General features: G+C 61.5%; 15 protein-coding genes and 1 pseudogene. 9 read left to right on the forward strand and 7 right to left on the reverse strand.

All coding sequences use genetic code 11. The annotated features are described in order from the left end of the window. Nucleotides 1-66 precede the first annotated feature (66 nt). From PQR54_RS08680 to PQR54_RS08720, 9 genes are all read left to right on the forward strand, one after another. Nucleotides 67-1,617 (forward strand): bifunctional AfsR/SARP family transcriptional regulator/alpha/beta hydrolase, encoded by a 1,551-nt coding sequence (locus tag PQR54_RS08680; protein ID WP_408244957.1) that lies wholly within the window; start codon nucleotides 67-69, stop codon nucleotides 1,615-1,617. A 424-nt stretch (nucleotides 1,618-2,041) separates the two neighbouring features. Beyond that, nucleotides 2,042-3,025, forward strand: coding sequence for a CobW family GTP-binding protein (locus PQR54_RS08685; RefSeq protein WP_408244958.1), 984 nt, complete (start codon nucleotides 2,042-2,044; stop codon nucleotides 3,023-3,025). Nucleotides 3,026-3,092: 67 nt separating this feature from the next. Then, nucleotides 3,093-3,596 carry a DUF1097 domain-containing protein gene (locus PQR54_RS08690; RefSeq protein ID WP_408244959.1) on the forward strand — a complete coding sequence of 168 codons (504 nt, stop codon included), beginning with the start codon at nucleotides 3,093-3,095 and terminating at the stop codon, nucleotides 3,594-3,596. A 30-nt stretch (nucleotides 3,597-3,626) separates the two neighbouring features. Further along, the gene (gene nthB, locus PQR54_RS08695) at nucleotides 3,627-4,370 is read left to right on the forward strand and encodes a nitrile hydratase subunit beta (RefSeq protein ID WP_408244960.1); all 744 of its coding nucleotides are present in this window, start codon (nucleotides 3,627-3,629) and stop codon (nucleotides 4,368-4,370) included. Nucleotides 4,371-4,413: 43 nt separating this feature from the next. Next, complete coding sequence (gene nthA / locus PQR54_RS08700; RefSeq protein ID WP_408244961.1) at nucleotides 4,414-5,037, forward strand: nitrile hydratase subunit alpha; 624 nt, start codon at nucleotides 4,414-4,416, stop codon at nucleotides 5,035-5,037. Between the two features lie 12 nt (nucleotides 5,038-5,049). Then, the gene (locus PQR54_RS08705; protein ID WP_408244962.1) at nucleotides 5,050-5,430 is read left to right on the forward strand and encodes a nitrile hydratase accessory protein; all 381 of its coding nucleotides are present in this window, start codon (nucleotides 5,050-5,052) and stop codon (nucleotides 5,428-5,430) included. Nucleotides 5,431-5,488: 58 nt separating this feature from the next. Then, nucleotides 5,489-5,698 carry a CbtB domain-containing protein gene (locus PQR54_RS08710; protein WP_408244963.1) on the forward strand — a complete coding sequence of 70 codons (210 nt, stop codon included), beginning with the start codon at nucleotides 5,489-5,491 and terminating at the stop codon, nucleotides 5,696-5,698. Between the two features lie 14 nt (nucleotides 5,699-5,712). Further along, nucleotides 5,713-6,480, forward strand: a complete 768-nt coding sequence (locus PQR54_RS08715) for a CbtA family protein (protein WP_408244964.1) — start codon at nucleotides 5,713-5,715, stop codon at nucleotides 6,478-6,480. Nucleotides 6,481-6,520: 40 nt separating this feature from the next. After that, entirely contained in the window at nucleotides 6,521-7,597 is a 1,077-nt protein-coding gene (locus PQR54_RS08720; protein WP_408244965.1) for a GlxA family transcriptional regulator, read from the forward strand. 46 nt (nucleotides 7,598-7,643) lie between these two features. Here PQR54_RS08720 and PQR54_RS08725 read toward each other — a convergent pair whose 3' ends face one another. The 7 genes and pseudogenes from PQR54_RS08725 to PQR54_RS08755 form a co-directional block, all read right to left on the reverse strand. Then, nucleotides 7,644-8,381, reverse strand: a complete 738-nt coding sequence (locus PQR54_RS08725; RefSeq protein WP_408244966.1) for a BON domain-containing protein — start codon at nucleotides 8,379-8,381, stop codon at nucleotides 7,644-7,646. 66 nt (nucleotides 8,382-8,447) lie between these two features. After that, nucleotides 8,448-8,933, reverse strand: coding sequence for an aminoacyl-tRNA deacylase (locus PQR54_RS08730; RefSeq protein ID WP_408244967.1), 486 nt, complete (start codon nucleotides 8,931-8,933; stop codon nucleotides 8,448-8,450). Nucleotides 8,934-9,136: 203 nt separating this feature from the next. Beyond that, nucleotides 9,137-10,648 carry a sensor domain-containing diguanylate cyclase gene (locus tag PQR54_RS08735; RefSeq protein ID WP_408244968.1) on the reverse strand — a complete coding sequence of 504 codons (1,512 nt, stop codon included), beginning with the start codon at nucleotides 10,646-10,648 and terminating at the stop codon, nucleotides 9,137-9,139. A gap of 429 nt (nucleotides 10,649-11,077) precedes the next feature. Continuing rightward, nucleotides 11,078-11,962: a bifunctional helix-turn-helix transcriptional regulator/GNAT family N-acetyltransferase gene (locus PQR54_RS08740; protein ID WP_408244969.1), complete on the reverse strand. Its 885-nt coding sequence runs from the start codon at nucleotides 11,960-11,962 to the stop codon at nucleotides 11,078-11,080. 77 nt (nucleotides 11,963-12,039) lie between these two features. Next, nucleotides 12,040-12,150, reverse strand: a pseudogene (locus tag PQR54_RS08745) (histone deacetylase family protein); the annotation flags it as partial. 41 nt (nucleotides 12,151-12,191) lie between these two features. Continuing rightward, a complete protein-coding gene (locus tag PQR54_RS08750) occupies nucleotides 12,192-12,554 on the reverse strand; it encodes a response regulator (RefSeq protein ID WP_408244970.1) in 363 nt (120 codons plus the stop codon). A 42-nt stretch (nucleotides 12,555-12,596) separates the two neighbouring features. Further along, nucleotides 12,597-13,238, reverse strand: a complete 642-nt coding sequence (locus PQR54_RS08755; RefSeq protein ID WP_408244971.1) for a response regulator transcription factor — start codon at nucleotides 13,236-13,238, stop codon at nucleotides 12,597-12,599. Nucleotides 13,239-13,301 lie beyond the last annotated feature (63 nt).

The following is a 13,301-nucleotide window of genomic DNA, read 5'->3' on the forward strand; positions in this document are numbered from 1 at the left end:
GGAATGGTAGGATTGCCTCGTCTCCTGAGCGTCCCCCGGACGCCATCATTGATGGGTCGCCTCGCCATGGCTCTGTTCAGCGTGCGGACGCTTGGATTTCCGGAGGTCCGCCGGGACGGCCGGCTCTGCCCATTACCCTTGCGCAAGGGCTTGGCGCTGCTGGTCTACCTGGCCGAAGCGAAGGGCCCAGTGGCGCGCGATGCCGTCGCTACGATGTTGTGGCCGGAAGGCGGCGAAGAGCTTGTAAGAGCGCGGCTGCGGCGTCTGTTGCATCGCCTCCAGCACACGCTCGGCGACGACGTTCTCGCAACAGACCGGTCAACCGTTCGGTGGTCGGCAGCAATCGGTCTGCAAGTGGATTCCCAACTGTTCGAGCAAGCCTGCGATCGTGGCGAATTCGAGCGAGCGTGCCGCCATTATTCCGGCGATTTTCTCGAGGGCTTTTCGCCCGGCGACTGCCCGCAGTTCGACGAGTGGGCTTTTTTTCGCCGGGAGGCTTTGCGAGGCCGGGCGATCCAGGCGCTCGAACGAGTGGTGCACGACAAGAACGCAGCCGGCGACTACGCAGCCGCGGCCGCGCACGCCGGCCGTCTTGTCGAGCTCGATCCGCTCAGCGAAGTGTACGGCCGGCACCTCGTCCGCAACCTTCTGCTCGCCGGAGACCGGGCCACGGCCCAGCGGCACCTCGCGGCCCTGACCCAACGTCTTCGCGACGAGCTCGATGTGGCGCCCGAATCCGAGACCCTCGCGCTGCTCGATGCCGGCGCGGCGTTGCCCTTCGACGACCCGCCGTCGACGCGCTACGTCAGCGGTGGCGGCGTCCATCTCGCATACCAGACCTACGGCGCCGGCCCCATTGATGTGCTTGTGCTGCCCGGTTTCGTGTCTCACGTCGAACGGGTGTGGGAGGAGCCCCGCTGCCGGGCCTTCCTGTCCTCTCTTGCCGGGATAGGCCGTCTGATCCTGCTCGATCGACGCGGCGTCGGGCTGTCCGACCGGGTCGGGTTCAATCCGGGCGTGGACGCCACCGCGCAGGACATCGGCACCGTGCTGGATGCGATCGGCAGCCGGAGGGTCGTGCTGTTCGGCGCGTCCGAAGGCGGACCGGCATGCATCAGGTTTGCTGTCGATCATCCCAATCGTGTCGCCGGACTCATTCTGTTCGCCTCGTTGGCGAAGGGAACCGCAACCCACGACTATCCCCACGCACTTCACGCCAGTCAGTACGACATGTGGCTGCAGCAGCTCGTCGCGGCCTGGGGCGGCCCCGCGGGCATCGAGACATTCGCGCCGAGCCTGTCCGGCGACCCACAGGCGAGAGCCTGGTGGGCAGGCCTGCTGCGGGCCGCGTCGAGCCCGGGCGCCATCAAGGGCGTGCTCGAGGCTTTGCGCGACATGGATGTGCGGCATCTGCTGGGCCGAATTTCCGTGCCGACCCTGGTGCTGCATCGTCACGACGATCGCGCCGTTCGCGTCGGCGCGGGCCGGCATCTCGCCAGCCACATCGCGCAGGCGCGATTCGTCGAACTCGACGGCGCCGATCACTGGGTCTTCGCGGGCGATCAGCAACCCGTCCTCGACCACATCAGACGATTTGTCGGCAGTCTCGCCGGGTAATCGCGACCGGGCGATGCGCCAGGAGACGTCCGTTCGCACACAGTGCGACTCAGCGGCGAATGCGGTACATCCACCGCGCTCGAACGAGTCGATATCCATCTGCACCTTCGTGCAACTCATCGGCGTTTTTGCTCCGACAAATCGCACGGTTCTGGACCGCACATGCACTGTTTGAGCGCAACGGGTTCGTACCGGCACGCTTACGTTGCCAAAGGCCAGACGACGCAACGGCACCCTTCATGGCCGTTTTGTGCGAATCGGACACATCCGGCCACCGACCCCGGCAGATCATGCCAACTAAGGCGCCGACTGGGACAGCTCGTCAAATGCGGCCCGGAAGTCGCTAAAGAGCATCCAACTTCGTTTGTATCGGCACGCAAAATCCGCGCGCCAAACGGTCGAACGACTCTAAAGGATGACAGCGATGCGACTCGGCAAAATCCCCGTGACGGTCATTACCGGCTTTCTCGGCGCGGGCAAGACCACACTCGTCAATCACATTCTCGATGCAACTCGGCCGATGCCGATCGGCATCATCGTCAATGAATTCGGCGAGGTGGGCATCGACGGCCAGTTGATCGTGGCCGACGAAGAAGCCGTGGTCGAGATCAACAACGGCTGCGTGTGCTGCACCGTGCGTACCGATCTGGTGGCCAGCGTGCGCGATCTACTGACACGCTACGGCGACCGGCTGGAGCGCTTGATCGTGGAAACCTCCGGGCTCGCCGATCCCGCACCGGTACTGCAAACCTTTCTCGCGGACCCCGACGTACGCGAGCGCGTGGAACTCGAAGCCGTCGTCGCGGTGGTCGATGCCTGTCATGCGCACGCGCAGCTTGGCGACGACATCGCACGAGAGCAGATCGTCTTTGCCGACCGCATCGTTATCAACAAGACGGATGCCGCTACGCACGCCCAACGCGCAGCGCTTGCTGACACTATCGCCACGCTGAACCCGACCGCGCGGCTCGAGTTCACGTCTCGCAGCGCGATCGACGTGAACGCGCTGCTCGGCGTGCGCAGCTTCTCGCTCGACAACCTGCTCTCGATCGAACCCGACCTGCTGGACGACGGCGCGCACGATCACGAACACGACAATTCGATCGCCTCTTGCGCGTTCGTCGTGCCGGGCGACGTGGACGCCGGGCGCTTCAACCGCTGGGCCAATCAGCTCGTGCAAACGCATGGACAGCAACTGCTGCGGATGAAGGGCGTGCTCAACATGCGTGGCGAGGCCCGGCGGCTCTATTTTCACAGCGTGCATATGTTGATGGACACGCGCTTTGGCAAAGCCTGGGCACGCGACGAAACGCGCGAAAGCCGCTTCGTCGTGATCGGCCGGGGCATCGATGCCGCCGTCATGCGCGACGGCCTGCTCGCTTGCATCGACGAACCCGTGCACGGCTGAATCCGGCCAACGCCACTTTCCCCTTTTCGCATCACCGCACTTCCATCCTTTATCGAGGAGCAGGCAAATGAAAAAACCAGAAGCGTACACCGTGAGCATCGGCGTTCTCGCCGTCGTCGATACATGGCTCACCGGCACCATTTTTCCGGTGCCCGTGTGGGTAACGTTCATTGCATGGGCGTCGTTCTTCGTGCTCGGCGGCGGCAATGCAGGGTTCGTCAAAAGCGTGGCGTCGAATCTGACGGGTCTTGTCATCAGTTCGCTCACGCTCCTCGGCATCGCGACGATGACCACCACGCCGTTCGGCATCGCGGTGGCGGTCGGCATCGGCAGCGCGCTGATGGTTCAGGCGTCGAAGATCCGGCTGCTCGACGTGCTGCCCGCAATCGTGTGGGGCTTCGCGTCGACCGTCGGCACCACGGTGGCCGGCGGCAGGCCGATCACCACGGCCGGCCTCGGCAATCCGGCGCTCGTAGCCGCCGCCGCGCTCGTGACCGGCGCGCTGTTCGGCTTCGTCTCCGAAAAACTCGGCGACGCGCTCTCGTTCAAGCGCACTCATCAACTCAGCTAATTCGATTCCTATCCGTCTGCGGAGCGTATCGTGAAACTACAGCATCACCTTGGCGGCATTGAAAATCTCGGACCTGTCAGCACGGAAACACGCGTGTTCGTCGAACCGTGGGAAAAACGCATCTTCGGCATTCATACGGCGATGATGGCGGAGAGCGCGCATCTCTCGAACGCCATCCATGCGTACCCGGTAAAGGAATTGCCAACGTCATTCAGGAACGACTGGACGTGGGCTTCGCTGCGAACCGGCGCCGAAGATATGCAGCCGTTCGAGTACTTCAAGTACCGCTATTACGAAAAATGGCTCGGCGGCATTTCGCAGTTCTTCATCGATCAGGGCTATATCAGCGCCGAGGAGTTGGGCGAAAAAACGGCCTTTTTCCGCGCCAACCCGGACGCCGCGCTGCCGGAAAAGCCGAATGAAGCAATCGGCGCGCAGATCGGCGCCTATCTGCAGAAAGGCGATTCGGGCGCTCACGCGCTGGAAGGCGCAACGCGTTTCAAGGCCGGCGACACCGTGCGTATTGCTGATCCGGATGCGGTCGACCATACGCGTCTGCCCGGCTATCTGCGCAACAAGACCGGTGTGGTCGACCTCGTCTATCCCGGCGCGTTTTCGTATTTCGTGTCGACGGGGCCGGACGGAATTGGCGAGCCGATGCCCGTGTACCGGATTGCGTTCGATGCCGCCCACATCTGGGGCTCCGGAAAAAGCGAGGAACACACGACGATTTACGCCGACCTGTACGAAGCATACGTCTTGCCCGCGCACTGAGATCATTGCGACGAAACCCGATTGCACAACGAGAGAGAACGATATGAGCAACCTGTTCCAGTTTCCCGACGACCGGGAAGCGTCGAGCGCCGCCAAAGTGCGCGCGCTCGAAGCACTGTTGATCGAGAAAGGCGTGATCGGCAGCGATTCCGTCGATGCCGTACTCGAACACTTCGCGACCATGGCGGGACCGTTCAACGGCGCGAAGATCGTGGCACGAGCATGGATCGATCCGGAGTTCAAGAAGCGCCTCGTCGCCGACACGCCGGCCGCGATCGCCGAACTCGATTTACCTGAAGGCATGGCGGGCGCCGAAGGCGAACACATGGCCGCCGTCGCCAATGACGAGGACGTGCACAACCTCATCATCTGCACATTGTGCTCGTGCTATCCGTGGCCGGTGCTCGGACTGCCGCCGTACTGGTACAAGGATCCGGTGTTCCGCGCGCGTGGCGTGCGCGAGCCGCGCGCTGTGCTGAAGGAATTCGGCGTCGAGGTGCCCCCCGGCAAAGCGGTGAAAGTGTGGGACAGCAGCGCGCAGATCCGCTGGTTCGTGGTCCCGGAACGGCCCGCGAACACCGAACATCTCAGCGAGGAAGAACTTGCCGCGCTCATCACGCCGGAATCGATGATGGGTGTGGCGCTCGTCGCCCCGCCCGCCGCCTGAAGGGAGCATGCGATGTTCACACGCTTCGAGGAATATGCCGCGACGTCGATGCTCGGTGCGATCGATTCGCCGCCCCGGCTCGACGGCAAGCTGTATTTCACCAATCGCTGGGAGCGGGATGCATTCGGCCTCGCATTGTCGCTCTCGAAAGCGGGGTGTTTCGAGTGGGAAGATTTTCGCCAGTGCCTGATCGCTTCGATCGCGCGTTGGGAAAACGCCCCGGCCGATTGCGCCGCACCGCCGCACTGGGATTACTACGAGCGCTTTCTGGAAGCGCTGCTGGACGTGGTCGAAGCGAGCGGCGTGCTGTCCCGCGAAGAACTCGCGAAGATCATGACCGCGCGCCGGCCCATGCAAGCCAATGCGCCGGCTTCGCACCTGCCGGCTCCATGAAACACGCCGCTTCAAACTCTTCTATTAACTTGACTCTCGATTTCAAAGGATGCCTGTCATGAGCGATGCTGTCCTCCACCCAACTGCCGAACTGACGCCGATTCCGCTGCGCGAGTTGCTTCCGTGGATCGTTTTCGGCGGTTTGCTAATGCTGCTCGCACTGTATTTCGTCGGTGCCGAAGAAGGCGCCACGTCGATCGTTCCCGGTATGTACGTGCATGAATTCGTCCACGACGGCCGCCATCTGCTCGGTTTCCCCTGCCACTAATCCGCGAGGTCGTCATGGTCGGAAAACTATTGGTGCGCGGCATGCTTGCCGGCATCGTCGCTGGATTGGTGACGTTCGGCTTTGCAAAGATCGCGGGCGAGCCGCGCGTGGATCAGGCCATATCGTTCGAAGAGCACGCGGCCGCGGCGCGCGGCGAGGCGCCCGAACCTGAACTCGTCAGCCGCGAAACGCAGGCGGGCCTTGGGCTGTTGACCGGCGTGGTGACTTACGGCGCGGCATTCGGAGGCCTGTTTGCGCTGACTTTCGCATTCGCATACGGCCGCGCTGGCCGACACGGCGTTCGGGCGCTGTCGGCGACGATCGCGCTGGCGGCTTTCGTCACGCTCTCCGTGGTGCCGAACCTGAAGTATCCGGCGAACCCGCCGTCGGTCGGTGACCCGGACACGATTGCCTATCGAACCGGACTCTACTTTCTGATGATTGCCGTGTCGATCGCCACGCTGGTCTTGTCGTTGCAGGTGAGACGATTGGCGAGTGCGCGACTGGGGTCATGGAATGCGTCGATCGCAGCGGGAGCCGTATTCGTCGCTATCATTGCCGCAGTGCAACTCGCGTTGCCGACCATTAACGAAGTGCCGGCGGCGTTTCCCGCCACCCTGCTGTGGCAGTTCCGGCTCGCGGCGCTCGGTATGCAGGCGATCCTCTGGACGACCATTGGCTTGCTGTTCGGCGCGCTGGCCGAACGCTGCGTGCCGGCGGGTCGCAAGCAGGACGCTCGTGCGCGCGTTTCGCGGGCTTTTATGGCGGATGGCCGGCTGTAATGTTTCTGGATAGACTGAATGCCACAACGGAGATGGGGTAATGAAACACATCAAGGTCGGCATGGTGGTCTTTCCCGGCTTCCAGCTGCTCGACATTGCCGGTCCGAAAGATGCCTTCGCCGAAGTCAAAATACTCAGCAAGGGTGAGTCGGAATACGAAATGCTGACCGTCGGCACCACGCGCGGCAGCCTGCAGTCTTCGAGCGGGCTCACCATCATGCCCGACCGTACCATTTTCGACGTCTGCCCGGAATTCGACACGATCATCGTGCCAGGCGGCCTCGGCATTTTCGAGGCCTTCGACGACCCCGCGCTGAGCGGCTGGCTCAAGGACCGGCACAAGCAGTGCCGACGCATGTCGGCGATCTGCAACGGCCTGTTCGCGCTCGGTTCGGCGGGGCTGCTCGATAACCGCGTGGTCACCACGCACTGGATGGACGTGCCGCGCCTCGCGGCCACCTTTCCGAAGGCGCGCATCGAGCCCGACCATATCTACGTGCAGGACGGCAGCATCTTCACAACGGCTGGCGTGACCGCCGGGATCGATTTGTCGCTCGCGATGATCGAAGCCGATTTCGGCCGGCAAATGGCGCTCGATGTCGCCAAATATCTCGTGGTCTATCTTCGCCGTGCGGGCGGCCAGTCACAATTCAGTCCGCTGCTCGAAGTGCAGGCCTCGCCGTCGACGCAAACGCTCTCGCTGCAGCAGTACATGCTCGACAATCTGCATGACGATCATACGGTGACTACGCTCGCGGAACGCGCGCACATGAGCGCGCGCAATCTGTCGCGGACCTTCATGAAAGAATGCGGCGTCACGCCAATGACATTCCTCAGCCACGCGCGAATCGACGCCGCACGGCATTATCTGGAAGCCACCACTTTGCCGTTGCGTGAAATCGCGCGCCGCTGCGGATTCGACAATACGGATGGGTTTCGCCGCATTTTTCAGCGGCGTCTGCAGATCAATCCGGCGGAGTATCGCGAACGTTTCAGGTCGAGCAATGGAACGTCCAGAACCGGTGTGGGCACGGTGGCCGGTGAAACGCGTCAGACGGATAGCGCGAGCCGCGTTCTGAATACGTCGATCAAGGCCCGCACTTTGGCCGAGGAATGACTCCGTTGCAACGTGGCGTATTCATTTCACGCGGCCCGCAGTCGAATCAGGCACGCACCTGGATACGATTGACCACGCCCCCGCTGCCATCCATGCACCAGGCGTCCTGTTCCGCCTGCCGTTTTTCGGCTTCGGTCGCCACCCAACCTGCCAGCGTGATCCTGTGGTTTTCCACACTGACGGTAATCTGCCCCGCGCGCACGCGCGGGTCGGTTTCGAGCACCAGGTGCAGGATCTCGGACATTTCATCGTCGCCGTCCGCTTCGGCCGGCACCAACTCCAGCAGGTTCACCACGTCGCGGCAGCCGCCGACCCACCAGGCGATCACACTCGCGAGGCGCCTGTGAGACAGGCTGATCACCTGCCCCGTCAAGGTCACTACACCGTCCTCGACCGTGATCTCGATGACGCCGCTGCCGTCGTTGCCCGCTTCGTCCATGGTGCCGCGCAGCACTTCGAGCTGGCCCTTCACGCGAGCACAGACCACACAGTTGCGGAAATCGACCGCCTGAGCCAGCCGTTCGCCGATACGTATGCGCAACTCGCCATCAGCGACCGGTGGGTTGGCGGTGACACGTAACCGGTCAACCAGGCGCTTGTCCTCGCTGTGTATCCGCGCCAACTGAAGAAGGTGTTTCCTGGATGCGACATCCGGCACCTCGCCTGCAACGATCAAGGCACCGTCGTCGAAACCGATATGAATGGGATGATTGTGAAGCTTCAGGTGTGTCTCGCGTTCGAAGGCTGCCATCACCTGCCTCAGGACCGTATCGCTGCGTTGCATGACCTGCCTCGCGCAAAGGTTGGGTGACGCAGCGCGCCTTATGCCGCGCTGCGCAAACCACGCCAGTCACATCGGCACACCCTGCATGCGACGGGCGAAGCGTGTCCGCTCGGCTCGGTCCATCAGATCCAGGAATTGATCCGTGCCCATGTGAATCAGCGCTTCATGGTCGCCGGCCTCGAAATACACGTCCGGCTGCAGGGCGAGGCTCTCGTCGAGATAGGTTTGCATGCCGTAGGCCGTGCAAACCGGCGGGAGCGCTCCCGCGTCGCAATCCTTGAACAACTCCCGCAAATCGGTCTCCTTGGCTAGCAGGAGGTGGCGTCCGGTCTTTGCCCAAAGCTCGGACAGTCGCACCGCGTAGGTCGACGGCAACACCGTTGCCACATAGCCGTGCTCGTCTTCGAAAAGCACTGTCTTGGCGAGGCGATCGCCGGGAATATGCGCTGCCGAAGCGGTTTCGACACTGGAATGACTGTACGGATGATGCACGATTTCGTACTGCGAGCCTTTGCTGCGCAGGCAGTCCTGGAGCGTGGCTGACATTGACATGACACACCTCCACTGGAAGCAGACCAGAAATTGCTCTCGCAAGGTTCTTTAAGAATAGTTCGCTTTCGCTAGCGCGTGAAAAACATGCGGACGGCAGCGCCGTCAGCAAAATTGCGGCGTTGATGCGAATGAAGATAGATCGGTATTGCAAGCCGGCATGCCGCCTGACTCGCTTATATCAACTCGCAGACGAGACTGCCTTTCTATGCCTCGCAGACCCGGTTACGCCCGGTTGACTTCGCTTCATATAGGGCCGAGTCGGCCATGTTCACCAGAGTCGCGCCATCATGAGCCACCCTGCGGTCTGATGTCACCAGGCCGATGCTCACGGTTACCCGACCATACCGGCTTTGGACGTGCTCGAGATTGAGATCGAATACGGCGCGCCGGATGGTCTCCGCGACATTCGTGGCGCCGGTCGCGTCGGTATCCGGAAGAGTCACCACGAACTCCTCGCCGCCATATCGCGCCACCTGGTCCGCCGATCGTAGAACGCACAGGCCCACACACTGGGCAACAGCTCTCAGTACCTCGTCGCCCGCCTGGTGACCATAGTAGTCGTTGTAAGCCTTGAACTGATCAATGTCGATGAACAGCAACGAGAGCGGACGGCCCGAGCGATTGGCTCGTTGCCACTCCTTTTGCAGCGTATCGTCGAAAGTGCCCCGATTGCTCAACCCCGTGAGCGCGTCCGTACGCGCCAGGTGTTGTAGTTTTGATTCTGCACGCTGCCGCCGCCGCAGTTCTCGCGACAACAGCAAAGATCCGGCCCCAAGGATGATGCTGAACACAGCCATCACGATCTCGAGCCGCAGGGCCCGGCGTCGCCATTCAGCGTAAACGTCGCTCTCCGCAGGCGCCACGTCGACGATAATCGGAAGCCCGGGCAAGTGCTTGTACACGTAGAGCCTGCGGATCCCGTCGATCGAGGCGGTGCCCGCGAAGGCACCTTCGTTCGTCGACATTGCCTGAATAAACACCGGAGCGTTTCGGATGTCGCGCCCGACCACTTTCGGATCGTAGGGCAAACGCGTGATCATGGCGCCGTTAGTCTCGATCACTGCCGCGGTGCCGCGCTCCCCCACGGACAGGCCGTCCAGCAAAGCGCGAAAATAGTCGATGCTTAGCGTGCCGACCACGACACCGCCGAAAGAGCCGTCCGCGCGCGCAATCCGACGGCTCAGGGCAATCGTGAGCGCGCCGTCCCGCAGTCGTGACGCGTAGGGCTTGCTGATGTAGAGGCCGGTGTTGCCGTTATCGCGGTGAAAGCGGAAATACTCACGATCGCCGAAATTACCCGGTCGCGCCGGTAAGAATCCGGAGTCCAGGATGATGTCCCCACGCTCATTCATCACGAAGATGGAGCCGAGGTACTTGCCTGAAGCGGCCCGGTCGAACAGCACCCCGTTGCGGATCTTCGCGGGGAGCGCCATCACCTGCGGATCCGCAACCCCTTCCACTACCGCCTGCAGCGACAGATCGTAGAGTTCGATGTTGCGAGCGATGTCCCGCTCGATAACGAGCATCAGATTCCGCGCGTTTTCCTCAGCGCGGTTGTAGGCATCTTTACGTGATTCGAAAAGCACCCAAGCGCAAAGACTGCACGTGAACAGTATCAGCAGAACGCCACAAACAATCACGCCAGATGGCGACAATACCCGCGACGCGGATGACGAAACGGATCGCCGCACAGAAAGCGGTAGTGACGAACGCATGGAGCCTCATGAAACGAATTCATACACACGGCCTGAAAAAACGTCGCCGGGCACTGGGGGCAACGAGTGCTGCCTGGCGATGAACCAGTTATCGCCATCCCCGCGACGCACGCAACCGCTGAAATGAATGCGATTTTCGCCGCCCAGGATCTGACAAAATCATTACTTGAGTAATTCAATGGAAAGCCAAAGACGCCTTTTCGTCTTTTCGCCTTCTCCAATATTTGAGGCGGCGCGCGCCCAGCACCGCCGGCTGGACGACTGGGCCGACTGAGCTTGCCCGTATGAGGCAGCGGTCGCGATTGGGAGTACTAGCACCTCCGGCCGACCGCTATGGTATCCGAGAATCACAACGCGCCCCGTTTGTCGAACGGCCAGCATCTTCGCGTGGACGGCGATCGTCGTCGTGAAAGCGATGAGAACGGCCGTTCAGACCAGTCGCTTTTCAAACCAGTGATGGGCATACGGTTCCGCGCTGAACGCCTCGACTTCGACGTATCCACACTGCCGGTATAGCGAAATCGCCTCGCGCAGAGTTCGATTTGTTTCCAAACGAATAACGCGCGCTTTGGCCTGTCGGGCACGTTTCTCCGCCTCTACGATCAAGCGGCGGCCTACACCCATCCCGCGAGCGGAAGGGCTCACCCACATTCTTTTGAGTTCGGCCGGAGACTTCTTGTGAAACTTCAGCGCGACGCAGCCCACCGGGCTTCCATAGAGTCTCGCGACAATCAACGCGCCTTCCGGCGCCGTCAGTTCGTGGGCGTCTGCCGACAGGCTCATGGACGGGTCGAATCCGCCGTCAAAGCGCTCATCGAGTTCGCTGAAATACTGTTCGAAGCACCACCGCGCGTCGTCGCTATCCGGCTCTTCAACCGCAAAATGCACAAGAGATGCCTGTAGCAAACGCTCGACCTCTGACATCGCCGCGACCAGTCTGCGACGCTGCTCGTCGCCGAGCGGTTCGAGCGCGCGTAGAGCGACCACGTCGGAGAGCCGTTCGAGTTCGGCCCTTTCCGTGAGGCCCTTTTGAGTCAGACAAGCGCGGCGTACCCGGCGGTCGTCCGGATGAGTGACGACCGCGACAAGTTTTTGCCGTTCAAGAGACGCCAGCGTGCGGCTGATATAGCCTGAATCGAGATTGAGCCGCGCGCGCAGGGTACGAATATCCGCACCTTCGACACCGATCTCCCATAGCAGGCGAGATTCACCCATCGGGCGGCCCCGGCCGAGGAAATGATCGTCGATAGCGCCAATGCTTTCGGCGACTACGCGGTTAAAGCGGCGAACCTGGAGAATGTCGGATGCGTCCATATCTCTGACTTTAGTCAGAGATATGGATTTCGTCAACGTTCAGTCGTGGGATCGCCTGATCACGGCAACTCGTTACCCGGCAATCCCCTCAAGGACCAGACGAGTGGTAGTGCCTGACAGGTTCTACCGGTCGCGAGCCACTCGTGCCACGCTCCTGCCAGAAAGTCGACGTAGCGGTGGCTGCGCGCGCGCATAGTCCGCGCGTGTCTAGGCCTTCGGACTGACGACGTCAGATACTATCCAGCAGGTCCAGCAACGCGTCGCCGTCGACAGGCTTTCTGAAGAAACCCAATGCGCCTCTTTGCAGATAGTAGTCAGCTGCATGCCCGCCCGGGTTCCCAGTGATAAGGATGACGGGCGTATGTGCGTTCGAATGAACCGTTCTTTCGAGTACTTGAATACCGTCGATGGGCCGCATCCCCAGGTCGGTGATAACGCATACCAGACCCGAGCAGCCATCGGCAAAGAAAACCAGTGGAGATTCGTAGAGCCGTGTTTCATACCCGCCAGAGGCGAGCAGGTTCGCAAGAGACATCAACACGCGCCGATCGTCGTCAATGACGGCAACGGTCCGAACCGAAGGCATGGGCATTTTTTTCTCCGGCCATCGCTTCTCACGAAGAATTAATCGACCTCAGAAATCGGAGGTGGTCGTCGACGATGTTTCGAGTTGCAGTTTGCTGGCTTGCCTGACGAGAGTAGCAAACGAATCCGCCTGCATTTTTCTCATGATGTGACCGCGATGTACTTGCACGGTGTATTCGGTGATGCCCAGAATTGCTGCCGCCTGCTTGTTCAGCAGACCGCTTGCGAGCAGCGGCAAAATCTCCTGCTCACGAGGCGTCAGGGATTGATAGCGCGACTGGAGTGTCGTCGCGTCCTCCGCTTGCTTGCGAAGAACATGTGCCCTGGCAATGGCCGCGTCGACCGAGTGCATCAACGCGTCTTCATTGACGGGTTTGGTGAGGAAATCAACTGCCCCGCCCTTCATGGCGAGGACCGCGGACGGCACATCGCCTCTTCCGGTAATGAAAATGACGGGAATTCGCGAGTCCGTGCGAAGCAGTTTCTGGACTTCCAGCCCGTTCATGTCCGGCATGCGCATGTCCAGGATCAGACATGCAACGACATTCTTTTGACGCGGCGTGGCCAGAAAGTCTCCACCGGAGCTGAACGCCTGAACGTTCCTGCCGTTTGCGCGCAGCAGCGCGGAGAGCGCTTCCCGCACCCTTCTTTCGTCGTCGACCACGTAGACTAATTCGCTTGCGGATTCCATGGAACGCCTCGGTTGCCAGGTGAAAGTCCCTCCTAACTTCGGCCAGTCGGCCCACACCAGTCG

The sequence above is a fragment of the Paraburkholderia phytofirmans genome, assembly GCF_046028095.1.
GTDB classification, from domain to species: domain Bacteria; phylum Pseudomonadota; class Gammaproteobacteria; order Burkholderiales; family Burkholderiaceae; genus Paraburkholderia; species Paraburkholderia phytofirmans_A.

What these genes read in the sequence shown, in the direction of transcription:
- PQR54_RS08680 (WP_408244957.1), top strand. Translation starts at nt 67, where the DNA reads ATGGCTCTGTTCAGCGTGCGGACGCTTGGATTTCCGGAGGTCCGCCGG.
- PQR54_RS08685 (WP_408244958.1), top strand. Translation starts at nt 2,042, where the DNA reads ATGCGACTCGGCAAAATCCCCGTGACGGTCATTACCGGCTTTCTCGGC.
- PQR54_RS08690 (WP_408244959.1), top strand. Translation starts at nt 3,093, where the DNA reads ATGAAAAAACCAGAAGCGTACACCGTGAGCATCGGCGTTCTCGCCGTC.
- nthA (WP_408244961.1), top strand. Translation starts at nt 4,414, where the DNA reads ATGAGCAACCTGTTCCAGTTTCCCGACGACCGGGAAGCGTCGAGCGCC.
- PQR54_RS08705 (WP_408244962.1), top strand. Translation starts at nt 5,050, where the DNA reads ATGTTCACACGCTTCGAGGAATATGCCGCGACGTCGATGCTCGGTGCG.
- PQR54_RS08710 (WP_408244963.1), top strand. Translation starts at nt 5,489, where the DNA reads ATGAGCGATGCTGTCCTCCACCCAACTGCCGAACTGACGCCGATTCCG.
- PQR54_RS08715 (WP_408244964.1), top strand. Translation starts at nt 5,713, where the DNA reads ATGGTCGGAAAACTATTGGTGCGCGGCATGCTTGCCGGCATCGTCGCT.
- PQR54_RS08720 (WP_408244965.1), top strand. Translation starts at nt 6,521, where the DNA reads ATGAAACACATCAAGGTCGGCATGGTGGTCTTTCCCGGCTTCCAGCTG.
- PQR54_RS08725 (WP_408244966.1), bottom strand. Translation starts at nt 8,381, where the DNA reads ATGCAACGCAGCGATACGGTCCTGAGGCAGGTGATGGCAGCCTTCGAA.
- PQR54_RS08730 (WP_408244967.1), bottom strand. Translation starts at nt 8,933, where the DNA reads ATGTCAATGTCAGCCACGCTCCAGGACTGCCTGCGCAGCAAAGGCTCG.
- PQR54_RS08735 (WP_408244968.1), bottom strand. Translation starts at nt 10,648, where the DNA reads ATGCGTTCGTCACTACCGCTTTCTGTGCGGCGATCCGTTTCGTCATCC.
- PQR54_RS08740 (WP_408244969.1), bottom strand. Translation starts at nt 11,962, where the DNA reads ATGGACGCATCCGACATTCTCCAGGTTCGCCGCTTTAACCGCGTAGTC.
- PQR54_RS08750 (WP_408244970.1), bottom strand. Translation starts at nt 12,554, where the DNA reads ATGCCCATGCCTTCGGTTCGGACCGTTGCCGTCATTGACGACGATCGG.
- PQR54_RS08755 (WP_408244971.1), bottom strand. Translation starts at nt 13,238, where the DNA reads ATGGAATCCGCAAGCGAATTAGTCTACGTGGTCGACGACGAAAGAAGG.